Genomic DNA, 16,527 nt, shown 5'->3' with positions numbered 1-16,527 from the left:
AACGCGATGAAAAGAAAACTTTCCTGGGTTTATGCAGTGGCTATGGGGATAAGCGCTTTCCCCACTTTCATGACGAATGCGACGCCTGCAACGCAACCATTGATCAATGCTGAGCCAGCGCAAGCGCCGACAGCGCCTGCGCCAGAAACGGCGGAACAGCCGGTCGGCCAGGTAATGCCGGGCGTGCCGGGCGCCGATGCGCCCGTGGTGGCGCAAAACGGGCCTTCCCGCGATGTGAAGCTGACCTTCGCGCAAATCGCGCCGCCGCCGGGCAGCATGGTGCTGCGTGGCGTGAACCCGAATGGCAGCATTGAGTTCGGTATGCGCAGCGATGAGGTGGTGTCGAAAGCGATGCTGAACCTGGAATACACCCCGTCGCCGTCGCTGCTGCCGATCCAGTCGCAGCTGAAGGTCTACCTCAATGATGAGCTGATGGGCGTGTTGCCGGTCACGAAAGAGCAACTGGGCAAAAAGACGCTGGCCCAGATGCCGATCAACCCGCTCTTTATCACCGATTTTAACCGCGTGCGGCTGGAGTTCGTCGGACACTATCGCGATGTCTGCGAAAACCCGGCCAGCAGTACGCTCTGGCTGGATGTTGGCCGCAGCAGCGTGCTGGATCTGACGTACCAGACCCTGCCGGTGAAAAACGATCTGTCGCACTTCCCGGTGCCGTTCTTCGATCCGCGGGACAACCGCCAGGTTACGCTGCCTGTGGTCTTTGCCGGTTCGCCGGATCTGATGCAGCAGCAGGCGGCATCCATTGTCTCTTCATGGTTCGGTTCGCGCGCAGGCTGGCGCGGCCAGCATTTCCCGGTGATGTACAACACGCTGCCGGATCGTAATGCCATCGTCTTTGCCACGAACGACAAGCGCCCTGATTTCCTGCGCGATCATCCGCCGGTAAAAGCGCCGGTGATTGAGATGATCAGCCACCCGGACAACCCATATGTGAAGCTGCTGGTGGTCTTTGGCCGCGACGATAACGATCTGTTGCAGGCGGCAAAAGGCATTGCACAAGGGAATATCCTGTTCCGTGGCGACAGCGTGGTGGTGGATGAGGTGAAGCCTCTGCTGGCGCGTAAACCTTATGATGCGCCGAACTGGGTACGTACTGACCGTGCGGTGACGTTCGGCGAGCTGAAAACCTATAAAGAGCAGCTCCAGTCCACCGGGCTGGAACCTGCGGCGATTTCGCTGTCGCTGAATCTGCCGCCGGATCTCTATTTGCTGCGCAGCAACGGTATTGATATGAACCTCAACTACCGTTACACCACGCCGCCGAGCAAAGACAGCTCGCGTATGGATATCAGCCTGAACGATCAGTTCCTGCAAGCGTTCAGCCTGAACAGCACCCAGGAAAGCAATCGCCTGCTGCTGCGTTTGCCGGTATTGCAGGGGCTGATTGACGGTAAAACGGACGTGTCGATCCCGGCGCTGAAGCTGGGGGCGATGAACCAGCTGCGCTTTGACTTCCAGTACATGAACCCGATGCCGGGCGGCTCGGTGGATAATTGCGTGACGTTCCAGCCGGTACAAAACCATGTGGTGATTGGCGACGACTCCACCATTGATTTCTCGAAATATTATCACTTTATCGCGATGCCGGACCTGCGCGCTTTCGCCAACGCGGGCTTCCCGTTCAGCCGGATGGCTGACCTTTCAGAAACCATTGCCGTGATGCCGAAAAACCCGAACGAAGCGCAGATGGAAACGCTGCTGGATGTGACCGGAACGATTGGCGCGCAGACCGGTTTCCCGTCGATTAACCTGAACATCACCGACGATAGCCGCCAGATTCAGGGTAAAGACGCGGATATTATGGTGATCGGGACAATCCCGGATGCACTGAAAGATGACAAACGCATCGACCTGCTGGTACAGGCGACGCAAAGCTGGGTGAACACGCCGATGCGCCAGACGACCTTCCCGAGCATCATGCCGGATGAGGCCGACCGCGCGCCGGATGCGAAATCCACCATCACTTCTGCTGGCGCGATGGCGGCGGTAGTGGGCTTCCAGTCGCCGTTCAACGACCAGCGTAGCGTGGTGGCGCTGCTGGCAGACAGCCCGCGCGGGTATGAACTGCTGACCGAAGCGATGAACGACAGCGGAAAACGCGCCGCCATGTTTGGCTCCGTGTCGGTGATCCGCGAGTCTGGCGTCAACAGCCTGCGGGTGGGCGATATTTACTACGTCGGGCATTTACCGTGGTTCGAACGCCTCTGGTACGCGTTATCGAATCATCCGGTGCTGCTGGCGGTACTGGCGGCGGTTAGCGTCGTGCTGTTGGCCTGGGTTCTGTGGCGTCTGCTGCGCATTATCAGCCGTCGTCGACTCGATCCCGATAACGAGTAATCGATGATGAACGCGCTGCGTGGATGGATGTTAACTGCCCTGATGCTGGCGACCGTCAGCGTGCAGGCGGCCTGTACGTGGCCGGCATGGATACAGTTCAAAAAGGACTATATCAGTCAGGAAGGACGGGTGGTTGACCCCAGCGACGCGCGCAAAATCACGACGTCGGAAGGGCAAAGCTATGCGCTGTTCTTTGCCCTCGCCGCCAACGATCGGCCGGCATTTGACCTGATCCTCGACTGGACGCAAAACAACCTGGCGCAGGGTTCCTTACAGGCGCATCTGCCTGCCTGGTTGTGGGGGCAGAAAGACCCCTCGACCTGGGCGGTGCTGGATGCAAACTCCGCTTCCGACGGCGATATCTGGATGGCCTGGTCGCTGCTGGAAGCCGGGCGCTTATGGAAAACGTCGCGCTATACCGACACTGGCGCCGCGCTGCTAAAACGCATTGCGCGTGAAGAGGTGGTAACGGTGCCGGGGCTGGGTTCAATGCTGCTGCCGGGGAACGTGGGTTTTGCGGAAAAGACGCGCTGGCGCTTTAACCCGAGCTATTTACCCCCGCAGCTGGCGCAATATTTTACCCGCTTTGGCGCGCCCTGGACCACGCTGCGTGAAACCAATATGCGTTTGCTGATGGAAACCGCCCCGAAAGGGTTCTCGCCGGACTGGGTGCGCTATGAAAAAGACAAAGGCTGGCAGCTGAAACCGGAAAAAACGCTGGTCAGCAGTTACGATGCTATCCGCGTTTATTTATGGGCGGGGATGATGCACGACGGCGATCCGCAAAAAGCGCGGCTGCTGACGCGCCTGAAACCGATGGCGACGCTGACGACAAAAAACGGCGTTCCGCCAGAGAAGGTGGATGTCGCCAGTGGTAAAGCTCAGGGCGACGGGCCGGTGGGCTTTTCGGCTTCTTTATTGCCTTTCCTGCAAAACCGCGATGCTCAGGCGGTGCAGCGACAGCGCGTGGCGGACAATTTTCCCGGTAGCGATGCCTACTATAGCTATGTGCTAACGCTTTTCGGACAAGGATGGGATCAGCATCGTTTTCGCTTCACCGCTAAAGGTGAATTACTACCTGACTGGGGCCAGGAATGCGCAAGTTCAAATTAAGTCTCATCCATCTCATTTTGCCGGGTGGCGGTAACGCCTTATCCGGCCTACGGGATGCCGCTGATTGTAGGCCGGATAAGACGCTAAAGCGTCGCCATCGGGCAGTGCTCGGCCTGACGCTCGGCATCGCTTGGATGCCGTTTGCCGAGGCGGCGCCTTCCGCGCAACAGCAGTTGCTGCAACAGGTTCGGTTAGGCGAAGCCTCGCACCGTGAGGATTTGGTGCGCCAGTCGCTTTATCGCCTGGAACTGATCGACCCGAACAACCCGGAAGTGGTCGCCGCCCGGTTTCGCTACCTGCTGCGCCAGGGCGACAATGACGGGGCGCAGAAACAGCTCGACAGGCTTTCCCAGTTAGCGCCGGGTTCCAGCGCGTATCAGTCCTCCCGCACGACGATGATGCTTTCCACGCCGGAAGGACGCCAGTCCTTGCAGGAGGCGCGTTTACAGGCGACCACCGGTCATACCGAAGAAGCGATTGCCGCTTACGACGCGCTGTTTAAAGGTCATCCGCCGGGCAATACCGCCCTGCAAAACACGCTGGCGCAGTTGCTGTTTGACGGCGGGCGACGCGATGAGGGATTTGCCGTATTAGAGCAGATGGCGAATTCCAGCGACGGGCGCACGACGGCTTCCGCTCTCTGGTATCAGCAGATTAAAGATCTGCCTGCCAGCGACGCCAGCGTAAAAGCGCTGCAAAAATACCTGACGGTGTTTAGCGAAGGCGACAGCGTCAATGCCGCGCGCAGCAAGTTGAGTGAACAGCAGCAACAGCTTTCCGACCCGGCGTTCAGAGCCAGAGCGCAAGGCCTGGCGGCGGTGGAAGCCGGACAGGGCGGCAAAGCCGTAACGGAATTGCAGCAGGCGGTAAGCGCGGATCACCGCGACAGCGAAGCCGTCGGCGCGCTGGGGCAGGCCTATTCGCAGCGCGGCGATCGTGCCCGCGCGGTGGCGCAGTTCCAGAAAGCGCTTGCGATGGACCCGAACAGCAGCAGTCGCGGCAAATGGGAAAGCCTGCTGAAGGTAAACCGCTACTGGCTGGCGATTCAGCAGGGCGACGCCGCGCTGAAAGCGAATAACCCGGACCAGGCGGAACGCCTCTACCGGCAGGCCAGGAGCATCGACAATACCGACAGCTATGCCGTGCTGGGGCTGGGCGACGTGGCGATGGCGCGTAAAGATTATCCTGCCGCCGAGCGCTACTATCAGCAGACGCTGCGAATGGACAGCGGCAACAGCAACGCCGTGCGCGGCCTGGCGAATATCTATCGTCAGCAGTCCCCGGAGAAAGCCTCGGCGTTTATCGCGTCGCTCTCCAGTCGTCAGCGGCAAAGTATTGATGATATTGAGCGTAGCCTTGAAAACGACCAGCTGGCGCAGCAGGCCGAAGCGCTGGAAAACCAGGGGAACTGGGCGCAGGCGGCGGAACTGCATCGTCGCAGGCTGGCGCTGGATCCCGGCAGCGTCTGGGTAACGTATCGTTTGTCCCGCGATCTGTGGAGCGCCGGGCAGCGCAGCCAGGCCGATGCGCAAATGCGCGCGCTGGCGCGTCAGAAACCGAACGACCCGGATCAGGTGTATGCCTATGGGCTGTACCTCGCGGGCAACGATCAGGATCGCGCGGCGATGGCGCATATCAATAATCTGCCGCGTAGCCAGTGGAACAGCAACATTCAGGAACTGGCGGACAGGCTGCAAAATAATCAGGTGCTGGAAACCGCCAGCCGCCTGCGTGATAGCGGCAAAGAGCGGGAAGCGGAAACGCTGCTTCGCCAACAGCCCGCCTCTACGCGCATTGATTTAACCCTTGCCGACTGGGCGCAGCAGCGGCGCGATTATTCTTCGGCGCGCGCCGCCTATGATGCGGTTCTGGCGCGGGAGCCGGGTAATGTCGATGCCCGACTTGGCCTGACGGAAGTCTATATTGCGCAGGGTGATAACGCGGCGGCGCGGGCGGAACTGGCGAAACTTCCCGCCCCGGCGACCGGGGAGCCGCTGTCCATCAATATGCAGCGCCGTATAGCGCGGGCTCAGGCGCAACTGGGCGATACCGTCGCGGCGCAGCAGACCTTCAACACGATTGTGCCGCAGGCGAAGTCACAGCCGCCTTCTATGGAAACTGCGATGGTGCTGCGCGACGCGGCGGGCTTTCAGGCGCAAAACGGCGAACCGCAGCAGGCGCTTGAGACGTACAAAGACGCGATGGTGGCTTCCGGCATTACGCCGACCCGCCCGCAGGATAATGACGCCTTTACTCGCCTGACCCGTAATGACGCGAAAGATGACTGGTTAAAACGCGGCGTGCGCAGCGATGCGGCGGATTTATACCGACAGCAGGATCTGAACGTCACGCTGGAGCATGATTACTGGGGATCGAGCGGCACCGGCGGCTACTCCGATCTGAAAGCGCATACCACCATGTTCCAGGTTGACGCGCCGTTGTCAGATGGCCGGATGTTCTTCCGTGCTGACCTGGTGAACGTGGATGTCGGCAGTTTCTCGACCCATGCGGACGGCACCTGGGACAAGAACTGGGGCACCTGTACGCTGCATGACTGTAGCGGCAACCGCAGCCAGTCTGATACCGGCACGAGCGTGGCGGTCGGCTGGAAAAACAAGACCTGGAGCTGGGATATCGGGACTACGCCGATGGGCTTTAACGTTGTCGATGTGGTTGGCGGCGTGAGCTACAGCAATGATATCGGGCCGCTGGGCTATACGCTGAACGCGCACCGTCGGCCAATCTCCAGCTCTCTGCTGGCCTTCGGCGGGCAGAAAGACGCGCCGAGCAACACGGGCACAAAATGGGGCGGCGTGCGTGCGGACGGCGGCGGTGTGAGCCTGAGCTATGACAAAGGTGAAGCCAACGGCGTCTGGGCTTCGCTGAGCGGCGATCAACTGACCGGTAAGAACGTCGCGGATAACTGGCGCGTGCGCTGGATGACGGGCTATTACTATAAAATCATCAATGAGAATAACCGTCGCGTCACCGTCGGCCTGAACAATATGATCTGGCACTACGACAAAGACCTGAGCGGGTATTCGCTGGGGCATGGCGGTTATTACAGTCCGCAGGAGTATGTGTCGTTCGCCGTGCCGGTGATGTGGCGGCAGCGTACGGAAAACTGGTCGTGGGAACTGGGCGGTTCGGTATCCTGGTCGCATTCACGCACCAAAACCATGCCGCGTTATCCGCTGATGAATCTGATCCCGACGGATTACCGCGAAGAGGCGGCCACGCAGACGAATGGCGGCGGCAGCAGTCAGGGCTTTGGTTATACGGCGCGGGCGCTGATCGAGCGACGGGTGACGTCTAACTGGTTCCTCGGAACGGCAATTGATATTCAGGAAGCGAAGGATTATACGCCGAGCCATTTCCTGCTGTATGTGCGTTATTCCGCTGCGGGATGGCAGGGCGATATGGATTTACCGCCGCAGCCGCTGGTGCCGTACGCGGACTGGTAAGCGCCGAACGCCTGATGGCGACGCATTCGCGTCTTATCAGGCCTACAACACGCGCTTGCGGCCACGCCGCCATTTGGCAATGCGCTCTTTCGTAGGCCGGATAAGGCGTTCACGCCGCCATCCGGCACTGATGATTCGGAAAAGTCCTTTTCAGATACGGCCTCTCTTTATGTCTGCGCGATCGGGTATACTCTGGCGGCAGCCTGGGGATAGTCATGGAGAGTCAATTTGCGCGTCAGCCGCTCGTTAACAATTAAGCAGATGGCAATGGTTGCGGCCGTTGTCCTGGTGTTTGTATTTATTTTTTGCACCGTTTTGCTGTTTCATTTAGTACAGCAGAACCGCTATAACACGGCTACGCAACTGGAAAGTATCGCCCGTTCTGTCCGCGAACCGCTGTCCGCCGCAATCCTGAAAGCGGATATCCCTGAAGCGGAAACCATCCTGGCGCGCATTCAGCCTGCGGGCGTGGTCAGCCGCGCCGACGTGGTGCTGCCGAACCAATTCCAGGCGCTACGAATGAGTTTTATTCCTGAGCGCTCCGTCCCGGTGACGGTGACGCGTCTGTTTGAACTGCCGGTGCAGATCTCGCTGCCGGTCTATTCCCTTGAGCGGCCAGCCAACCCACAGCCGCTGGCGTATCTGGTGCTCCAGGCGGACTCGTTCCGCATGTATAAGTTCGTGATGAGCACGCTCTCGACGTTAGTGACCATTTACTTACTTTTATCGCTGATGCTGACGGTGGCGATAACCTGGTGTATGAACCGCCTGATTGTGCATCCTCTACGCAAAATCGCCCGGGAGCTTAACGATATCCCGCCGCAGGAGCTGACGGGCCATCAGCTGGCGCTGCCGCGTCTGCATCATGACGATGAGATCGGTATGCTGGTGCGTAGCTACAACCTGAATCAGCAGATTGCCCAGCGTCACAGCATTGAGCAAAACGATCATGCGATGCGCTTTCCGGTTTCTGAGCTTCCCAACAAGGCTTTTCTGATGGGGCTTCTGGAACAGGTTGTGACGCGTCAGCAGACGACGGCGTTAATGATTGTCACCTGTGAAACGCTGCGCGATACCGCAGGCGTGCTCAAAGAGACGCAGCGGGAAATCCTGTTGCTTACGCTAGTGGAAAAACTGAAATCGGTGCTGGCGCCGCGAATGGTGCTGACGCAGGTGAGCGGCTTTGATTTCGCCATCATCGCGCACGGCGTAAAAGAACCGTGGCACGCGATTACGTTAGGTCAGCAAGTGCTCACTGTCATTAATGAACGGCTGCCGATCGAAAGCATCCAGCTACGCCCCAGTTGCAGCATCGGGGTGGCGATGTTTTACGGCGACCTGACGGCTGAGGCGCTTTATGGTCGCGCCGTCTCCGCCGCCTTTACCGCCCGCCGCAAAGGTAAAAATCAGATTCAGTTCTTTGACCCGGCGCAGATGGAAGCTGCGCAGCAGAGATTGACGGAAGAGAGCGATATTCTCAACGCGCTGGATAACCACCAGTTCGCTATCTGGCTGCAACCGCAGGTGGAGATGTCCAGCGGTAAGGTCCTGAGCGCAGAAGCATTATTACGCGTGCAGCAGCCGGATGGCAGTTGGGAACTCCCGGAAGGGTTAATTGACCGTATCGAATCCTGCGGTCTGATGGTGACCGTCGGGTACTGGGTGCTGGAAGAGTCCTGTCGCCAGCTTTCCGCCTGGCAGGAGCGCGGCGTGATGATGCCGCTCTCGGTGAATCTTTCCGCATTGCAGCTCATGCACCCGAATATGGTGTCGGATCTGCTGGAGCTGCTAAGCCGCTATCGTATTCAGCCGGATACATTGATTCTGGAAGTAACGGAAAGCCGACGCATCGACGACCCGCATGCCGCCGTCGCCATCCTGCGCCCGCTGCGCAGCGCGGGCGTACGCATCGCGCTGGATGACTTTGGTATGGGATACGCAGGGTTGCGTCAGCTTCAGCACATGAAATCGCTGCCGGTCGATATACTAAAAATCGACAAAATGTTTGTTGAGGGATTGCCGGAGGATGACAGCATGGTTACGGCGATTATCCTGATGGCGCGTAGCCTTAACCTGAAAATGATTGCGGAAGGCGTGGAGACCGAAGCGCAGCGCGACTGGCTGGCGCAGGCAGGGGTGGACGTGGCGCAAGGTTTCTTGTTTGCCCGCGCGGTTCCGCCGGATGTGTTTGAAGAACGTTACCTGAAGAACGCGCAGCCTGATTACAAAACTTAAAAAAGGTCAGACTTGTGCGAGCCAGCTCAAAGTTTTTAACATTTTTGTTTCAATTATGATCCAGGTGCATTTCTGTCATGTTGTGTGGGTGTTATTTTAAGGCCGCAGGTTAACCATAACCTTACAAGACCTGTGGTTTTTACTTCAAGGACACCCTATGAAAACCTCTCTGTTCAAAAGCCTTTACTTTCAGGTCCTGACAGCAATTGCCATTGGTATCCTCCTTGGCCATTACTACCCTGAATTAGGCGCACAAATGAAACCGCTTGGCGACGCGTTCGTTAAGCTGATTAAGATGGTCATCGCACCGGTTATCTTCTGTACTGTCGTTACCGGCATTGCAGGTATGGAAAGCATGAAAGCGGTGGGCCGCACCGGTGCGGTTGCGCTGCTTTACTTTGAGATTGTCAGTACGATTGCGCTGATCATTGGTCTCATTATCGTCAACGTCGTTCAGCCTGGCTCCGGGATGAACGTCGATCCGGCGACGCTGGATGCTAAAGCGGTGGCGATCTACGCCGAACAAGCAAAAGACCAGGGAATCGTGGGCTTCCTGATGGATATCATCCCGGGCAGCGTCATCGGCGCGTTCGCCAGCGGTAATATCCTACAGGTTCTGCTGTTTGCGGTGATGTTCGGCTTTGCGCTGCATCGTCTGGGCAGCAAAGGCCAGCTGATTTTCAACGTGATTGAAAGCTTCTCGCAGGTCATTTTCGGCATCATCAACATGATCATGCGCCTGGCGCCTATCGGTGCTTTCGGTGCGATGGCCTTTACTATCGGTAAATACGGCGTGGGTACGCTGGTGCAGTTGGGGCAGCTGATTGTCTGCTTCTACATCACCTGTATTCTGTTCGTGGTGGTGGTGCTTGGCTCGATTGCCCGCGCAGCTGGCTTCAGCATTTTTAAATTTATCCGCTACATCCGTGAAGAACTGCTGATTGTGCTGGGGACGTCCTCCTCCGAATCCGTGTTGCCGCGTATGCTGGATAAGATGGAAAAGCTGGGCTGCCGTAAGTCGGTGGTGGGGCTGGTTATTCCCACAGGCTACTCGTTTAACCTGGACGGAACCTCGATCTATCTGACGATGGCGGCGGTGTTTATCGCCCAGGCGACCAACAGTCATATGGATATCTTCCATCAGGTAACTCTGCTGGTGGTGCTGCTGCTCTCCTCGAAAGGGGCGGCCGGGGTAACGGGGAGCGGATTTATCGTGCTGGCTGCGACGATCTCCGCGGTGGGCCACTTACCGGTTGCGGGTCTGGCGCTGATCCTCGGTATCGACCGCTTTATGTCTGAAGCCCGCGCGCTGACCAACCTGGTCGGTAACGGCGTGGCAACGGTCGTTGTGGCGAAGTGGGTGAAAGAACTGGACCACAAAAAGCTGGATGATGTGCTGAATAATCGTGCGCCTGATGGCAAAACGCACGAATTATCCTCTTAATCTCACCTCTTATGCCCGCAGTCCCTTCCAGGACTGCGGGTGTTTGCGCATAATTGACCCCTGCACCCGAATCACTCAACATGTGGCTTCGGGATTTTTTCACTTCTGGCGTGACATTTTTATGTTCGCGCGGTCTAACACGAAGTGTTTTTAACGTCATATTCAGATAAGCCTTCCAGGCTGTCTTTTTATTACCAGGATTGTTGATCAGGGGTTTACATGCAGGGCACAAAAATTCGACTCTTAGCGGGCAGTCTGCTGATGATGGCTACTGTCGGCTATGTGCAGGCAGATGCGCTCCAGCCTGACCCGGCATGGCAACAGGGGACGCTGGCAAATGGATTACAGTGGCAAGTATTAGCTACCCCGCAGCGCCCAAGCGATCGTATTGAGGTTCGTCTGCTGGTCAATACCGGTTCGCTCACCGAAAGTACGCAACAGAGCGGTTTCAGCCATGCCATTCCCCGTATCGCGCTGACGCAAAGCGGCGGCCTTGACGCCGCGCAAGCACGTTCACTCTGGCAGCAGGGCTTTGACCCCAAACGCCCTGTGCCGCCCGTTATCGTTTCTTATGATTCCACGTTATATAACCTCAGCCTGCCCAACACCCGTAACGATCTGCTAAAAGAGGCGCTCTCTTATCTGGCGCATACCTCCGGCAAACTGTCCATCACGCCAGAGACGGTTGCGCATGCAGTCAATAGTGAAGATATGGTTACCACCTGGCCTATGGACACCAAAGAGGGCTGGTGGCGCTATCGTCTGAAAGGGTCTGCGCTGTTAGGACACGATCCGGCCGAGCCGCTGAAACAGCCTGTGGATGTAGAGAAACTTAACGCGTTTTACCAGAAATGGTACACCCCGGACGCGATGACGCTGATTATCGTCGGCAACGTGGATGCGCGTTCGGTTTCTGAGCAGATCAACAAAACCTTCGGCGAGTTGCAAGGCAAACGTGAAACGCCTGCGCCGGTGCCGACGCTTTCCCCTCTGCGCGCCGAAGCGGTCAGCATTATGACTGACGCCGTGCGCCAGGATCGTCTCTCCATCATGTGGGATACGCCGTGGCAGCCCATTCGCGAGTCTGCCGCGCTGCTGCGCTACTGGCAGGCGGATTTAGCCCGTGAAGCCCTGTTCTGGCATGTTCAGCAGGCGCTCAGCAAGAACAATGCCAAAGAGATTGGTCTCGGCTTTGACTGCCGGGTGCTGTTCCTGCGTGCGCAGTGCGCGATCAACGTTGAATCCCCCGGCGATAAGCTGAATCTGAACCTGGGGCTGGTGGCGCGTGAACTGGCGAAAGTCCGTGATAACGGCTTGCCGGAAGAGGAGTTTAACGCGCTGGTGGCGCAGAAGAATCTGGAGTTGCAGAAGCTGTTCGCCACTTATGCGCGTACCGATACCGATATCTTGATCAGCCAACGGATGCGCTCGTTGCAAAATCAGGTGGTCGATATTGCCCCGGAACAGTACCAGCGTTTACGGCAGAACTTCCTGAATAACCTGACCGTTGAGATGTTGAATCAAAACCTGCGTCAGCAGCTATCGCAAGATATGGCGTTGATTCTGCTTCAGCCGAAGGGCGAACCGGAGCTGAATATGAAGGATCTACAGGCAACGTGGGATCAAATCATGGCGCCAGTGACAGCAGCAGCAACAAGCGCAGAAACCGATGATGTCCACCCGGAAGTCACGGATATCCCGGCTGCGCAGTAGCAGTAGGCCGGATAAGGCGGTCACGGCCGCCATCCGGTGAGAATGTCATGCCTGATGGCGCTACGCTTATCCGGCCTACAGTGCGGTTATTGCGGCATTGCATCGCGCGGGATAATCGCCCCGCGATGCTGAATGACCGTGCTGGCGGTCAGGTGCCCGCGCTGTGCGGCCCCGGCAGCGTCGCCGCCGGTTAAACGTATTGCCAGATACCCGGCGCTAAAGGAGTCTCCCGCTGCGGTGGTGTCGATCACTTTCTCTTTTGGCAATTTCACCGCCGGAACGTCAATCACCTCTTCGCCTTTGATGGAAACCAGGCAGGAATCTGCGCCGCGTTTCACCACCACTTCCTGGACGCCTGCGTCGTGCGTGCGGGCAATGACCTCGGCAACCGGCTTTTCACCCCACAACGCGTCTTCATCATCCAGCGTCAGGAACGCGATATCCGTGCATTCCAGCATCTGCTGATATACCTGCTGCGTCTCTTCTTTGCTTGCCCACAGGCGCGGACGATAGTTGTTGTCAAAAATGACTTTCCCGCCGTTGGCGCGGCATTCGCGCAGCAGCGACAGTAATTTATCGCGGCTGGACGGGCTTAAAATGGCAAGGCTGATCCCGCTCAGGTAGAGGTAGTCGAAGGTCGCCAGCTCTTCGCAGATTGCCGCAGACTGCTCGCTCTCCAGCCAGAATTTCGCTGCCGCCTCGTTGCGCCAGTAATAGAAAGTGCGTTCGCCAGTGCTGTCCGTCTCGATGTAATAGAGGCCCGGTAGACGGTTTTCCATGCGCTGAGTGAGGGAGGTATCGACATTTTCGCCTTGCCATGAATCCAGCATTTGCTGGCTGAAGCTGTCAGTGCCCAGCGCCGTCACGTAGTGTACGGACAAGGCCGCAGAATCGACCTGACGGGCGATGTAAACGGATGTATTCAACGTGTCGCCACCGAAACCGCGCTGAACGTCTGCGCCTTTCTGTGACAGCTCAATCATGCATTCGCCAATCACGGCAATCTTTTTGGACATAGTCGTGAACCTGCTCTGAAAAAAATTAGCGTTAGTGTGCGCTGTGGTGTATTCAGCGGTCAACTATATTAAAACATCGTTCCATTATTTTTTTGAGCCAACGCGTATTCTGTGTTGATTTTTGTCATGCTGTTTCTATTTTGCGGGACGCTGAACATAAAGTTCTTTGCCAGAGCGCCGATAACCTTTGACGAGTCCGGGCAGTCACACTCTCATTAACAGGACATCTGAGATGATAAAGCAGGTTATCCAGCAGCTAAGCATTCCTGAGGCAAGCATTGAAAGCTTGCAGGAGCGGCGCTTTTGGTTGCAGTGCGAACGTGCTTACACTTATCAGCCAATCTACCAGACCAACGGGCGATTGATGGCCGTGGAACTGCTGACGGTTGTGGTACACCCGGATAACCCTTCCCGGCGCGTTGCCCCGGATCGCTATTTTGCCGAACTGGCGGTAAGACACCGCGTGGATGTGGTGAAAGAACAGCTCCAGTTTCTGGAGCAGAAAGCCGATTTTTTCATGCGTCATGACCTGCTGGCCTCGGTCAATGTCGATGGCCCGACGCTGATCGCGATGCGTCAGCAGCCAGAGGTATTGAAAACGATTGAGCGCCTGCCCTGGCTGCGATTCGAACTGGTGGAACATATTCGTTTACCGAAAGACTCTTCGTTCGCCTCAATGTGTGAATTCGGCCCGCTCTGGCTGGATGATTTCGGCACCGGCATGGCGAATTTCTCTGCCCTGAGCGAAGTGCGTTACGACTACATCAAAGTGGCGCGGGATTTGTTTGTGATGCTGCGCCAGACGCCGGAAGGGCGAAACCTCTTTACGCTGCTGCTGCAACTGATGAACCGCTATTGCCGAGGCGTTATCGTCGAAGGCGTGGAAACGCTGGAAGAGTGGCGCGATGTACAACGTTCGCCCGCTTTCGCGGCGCAGGGGTATTTTCTGTCGCGTCCTGTTCCGCTGGAGAACCTTGAACAGGTGATCCTGATGCTGTAATACCCGCTGTTTCCCGGAATGGCGCGTCTTTCACGCGGTATTCCAGGACGCAGCCTGCCTCTCTTTTCCGTTTGCTGGACTATCTTTAGGACTGGCAAGGAAAGAAGTGAGGAAGTAAAACATGACGAAAGCAGGCAAAATAACCGCTGCTATATCAGGGACTTTGTTGTTGTTGATCGTCGTACTCATCGTCCTGATTGCGACATTTGACTGGAATCGCCTCAAACCGACCATCAACCAGAAAGTCTCTACAGAACTCAACCGGCCATTCGCCATTCGCGGCGATCTGGGCGTGGTGTGGGAACGACAAAAACAGGAAACCGGCTGGCGAAGCTGGGTGCCCTGGCCGCACGTTCATGCCGAAGACATTATCCTCGGCAATCCGCCGGATATCCCCGAAGTCACGATGGTGCATCTCCCGCGCGTTGAAGCCACGTTGGCGCCACTGGCGTTGCTGACCAAAACCGTCTGGCTGCCGTGGATCAAACTGGTGAAGCCTGACGCCCGCCTTATCCGCCTCTCGGAGAAAAATAATAACTGGACCTTCACTCTTGCGGCTGACGAGAAAAACGATCCCAATGCGCAGCCGTCCGCCTGGTCGTTCCGTCTGGATACGATTTTGTTCGATCAGGGGCGTATCGCCATTGACGATAAGGTCAGCAAAGCCGATATCGAGATCCTGGTTGATCCGCTGGGTAAACCACTGCCTTTTAGCGAAGTCACGGGAGCCAAAAGCAACAACGACAACAACAACGTGGGGGATTATGTTTTAGGCCTTAAGGCGCAGGGGCGTTATAACGGGGAACCGCTGACCGGCACGGGCAAAATTGGCGGTATGCTGGCGTTACGCAGCGAAGGCGCGCCTTTCCCGGTGCAGGCTGATTTCCGCTCGGGCAATACTCGCGTGGCCTTTGCCGGGGTGGTCAACGATCCGCTGAACATGGGCGGCGTCGATCTCCAGCTTAAGTTTTCCGGCGACTCGCTGGGCGAATTGTACGACCTGACCGGCGTACTGCTGCCGGACACGCCGCCGTTTGAAACGGACGGTCGCCTGGTGGCGAAAATCGATACGGAGACATCCTCAGTTTTTGACTACCGCAATTTTAATGGCCGCATCGGCGACAGCGATATTCACGGCTCTCTTGCTTACACTACCGGCAAGCCGCGCCCCAAACTGGAAGGGGATGTGGAGTCGCGCCAGCTTCGCCTGGCTGACCTGGGGCCGCTGATCGGCGTGGATTCCGGGAAGGGGGCGCAGCAGTCGAAACGCGCCGAGCAAAGCAAGGGCGAAAAGAGCATCCAGCCTGCCGACAAAGTGCTGCCTTATGACCGCTTTGAAACCGATAAATGGGACGTGATGGATGCCGACGTGCGCTTTAAGGGCGGGCGCATTGAGCACGGCAGCAGCCTGCCGGTCAGCGATCTCTCTACCCATATCATCCTGAAAAATGCCGATTTACGTTTGCAGCCGCTGAAGTTTGGCCTGGCAGGCGGCAGCATTGTCTCCAGCATTCATCTGGAAGGGGATAAAAAGCCGATGCAGGGAAGGGCGAATATCCAGGCGCGTCGTCTTAAACTGAAAGCGCTGATGCCGGATGTCGAACTGATGCAGAAAACATTGGGCGAAATGAACGGTGACGCGGATATCCGGGGAAGCGGCAATTCAGTGGCGGCGCTGTTAGGTAACAGTAATGGCAACCTGAAGCTGCTGATGAACGATGGCGTGATCAGCCGCAACCTGATGGAGATTGTCGGCCTGAACGTGGGCAACTTTATTGTCGGGCAGATATTTGGCGACGATGAGGTACGGGTCAACTGCGCGGCGGCTAATCTTGACATCGTTAATGGCGTTGCGCGCCCGCAAATCTTTGCTTTTGATACGGAAAATGCGCTGGTTAACGTCACCGGAACCGCGAGTTTCACCTCTGAGCAACTGGATTTAACCATCGATCCAGAGAGCAAAGGGATTCGCATTATTACGCTGCGTTCGCCGCTGTATGTGCGCGGGTCGTTTAAAAACCCGCAGGCGGGGGTGAAAGCCGGGCCGCTGATCGCGCGAGGCGCGGTCGCTGCGGCGCTGGCGACGTTAGTCACGCCTGCCGCCGCGCTTCTGGCGTTGATTTCCCCGTCAGAAGGCGATGCGAATCAGTGTCGGATGATTTTGTCGCAGATGAAGAAATGATG

9 protein-coding genes are annotated in these 16,527 nt (G+C 57.3%); 8 read left to right on the top strand and 1 reads right to left on the bottom strand.

Annotated features, from left to right (window positions below; genetic code table 11):
• Positions 1 to 6 precede the first annotated feature (6 nt).
• From bcsB to OGV50_RS19830, 6 genes are all read left to right on the top strand, one after another.
• Complete coding sequence (gene bcsB / locus OGV50_RS19855) at positions 7 to 2,358, top strand: cellulose biosynthesis cyclic di-GMP-binding regulatory protein BcsB (protein ID WP_200093136.1); 2,352 nt, start codon at positions 7 to 9, stop codon at positions 2,356 to 2,358.
• 3 nt (positions 2,359 to 2,361) lie between these two features.
• Entirely contained in the window at positions 2,362 to 3,471 is a 1,110-nt protein-coding gene (gene bcsZ / locus OGV50_RS19850) for a cellulose synthase complex periplasmic endoglucanase BcsZ (protein ID WP_200093137.1), read from the top strand.
• Positions 3,453 to 6,935: a cellulose synthase complex outer membrane protein BcsC gene (bcsC, locus tag OGV50_RS19845; protein WP_286488720.1), complete on the top strand. Its 3,483-nt coding sequence runs from the start codon at positions 3,453 to 3,455 to the stop codon at positions 6,933 to 6,935. The genes bcsZ and bcsC overlap by 19 nt, the downstream gene beginning before the upstream one ends.
• 228 nt (positions 6,936 to 7,163) lie before the next feature.
• A complete protein-coding gene (hmsP, locus tag OGV50_RS19840) occupies positions 7,164 to 9,170 on the top strand; it encodes a biofilm formation regulator HmsP (protein ID WP_024131042.1) in 2,007 nt (668 codons plus the stop codon).
• Between the two features lie 157 nt (positions 9,171 to 9,327).
• Positions 9,328 to 10,614, top strand: coding sequence for a C4-dicarboxylate transporter DctC (gene dctA, locus OGV50_RS19835; protein ID WP_012135654.1), 1,287 nt, complete (start codon positions 9,328 to 9,330; stop codon positions 10,612 to 10,614).
• A 219-nt stretch (positions 10,615 to 10,833) separates the two neighbouring features.
• The gene (locus OGV50_RS19830) at positions 10,834 to 12,327 is read left to right on the top strand and encodes a M16 family metallopeptidase (RefSeq protein WP_112001427.1); all 1,494 of its coding nucleotides are present in this window, start codon (positions 10,834 to 10,836) and stop codon (positions 12,325 to 12,327) included.
• An 86-nt stretch (positions 12,328 to 12,413) separates the two neighbouring features.
• On the opposite strand, the gene kdgK is transcribed toward OGV50_RS19830, so the two are convergent.
• Positions 12,414 to 13,343: a 2-dehydro-3-deoxygluconokinase gene (kdgK, locus tag OGV50_RS19825; protein WP_012135652.1), complete on the bottom strand. Its 930-nt coding sequence runs from the start codon at positions 13,341 to 13,343 to the stop codon at positions 12,414 to 12,416.
• Between the two features lie 232 nt (positions 13,344 to 13,575).
• Here kdgK and pdeH point away from each other — a divergent pair, with 232 nt between their 5' ends.
• Entirely contained in the window at positions 13,576 to 14,343 is a 768-nt protein-coding gene (gene pdeH / locus OGV50_RS19820) for a cyclic-guanylate-specific phosphodiesterase (RefSeq protein ID WP_012135651.1), read from the top strand.
• Positions 14,344 to 14,464: 121 nt separating this feature from the next.
• A complete protein-coding gene (locus OGV50_RS19815; RefSeq protein ID WP_286488719.1) occupies positions 14,465 to 16,525 on the top strand; it encodes an AsmA family protein in 2,061 nt (686 codons plus the stop codon).
• The last annotated feature ends 2 nt before the right edge of the window (positions 16,526 to 16,527 follow it).

Source organism: Citrobacter sp. CK180 (assembly GCF_030333655.1).
Lineage (GTDB): Bacteria > Pseudomonadota > Gammaproteobacteria > Enterobacterales > Enterobacteriaceae > Citrobacter_B > Citrobacter_B koseri.
This window is presented reverse-complemented; position numbering and strand designations above follow the sequence as displayed.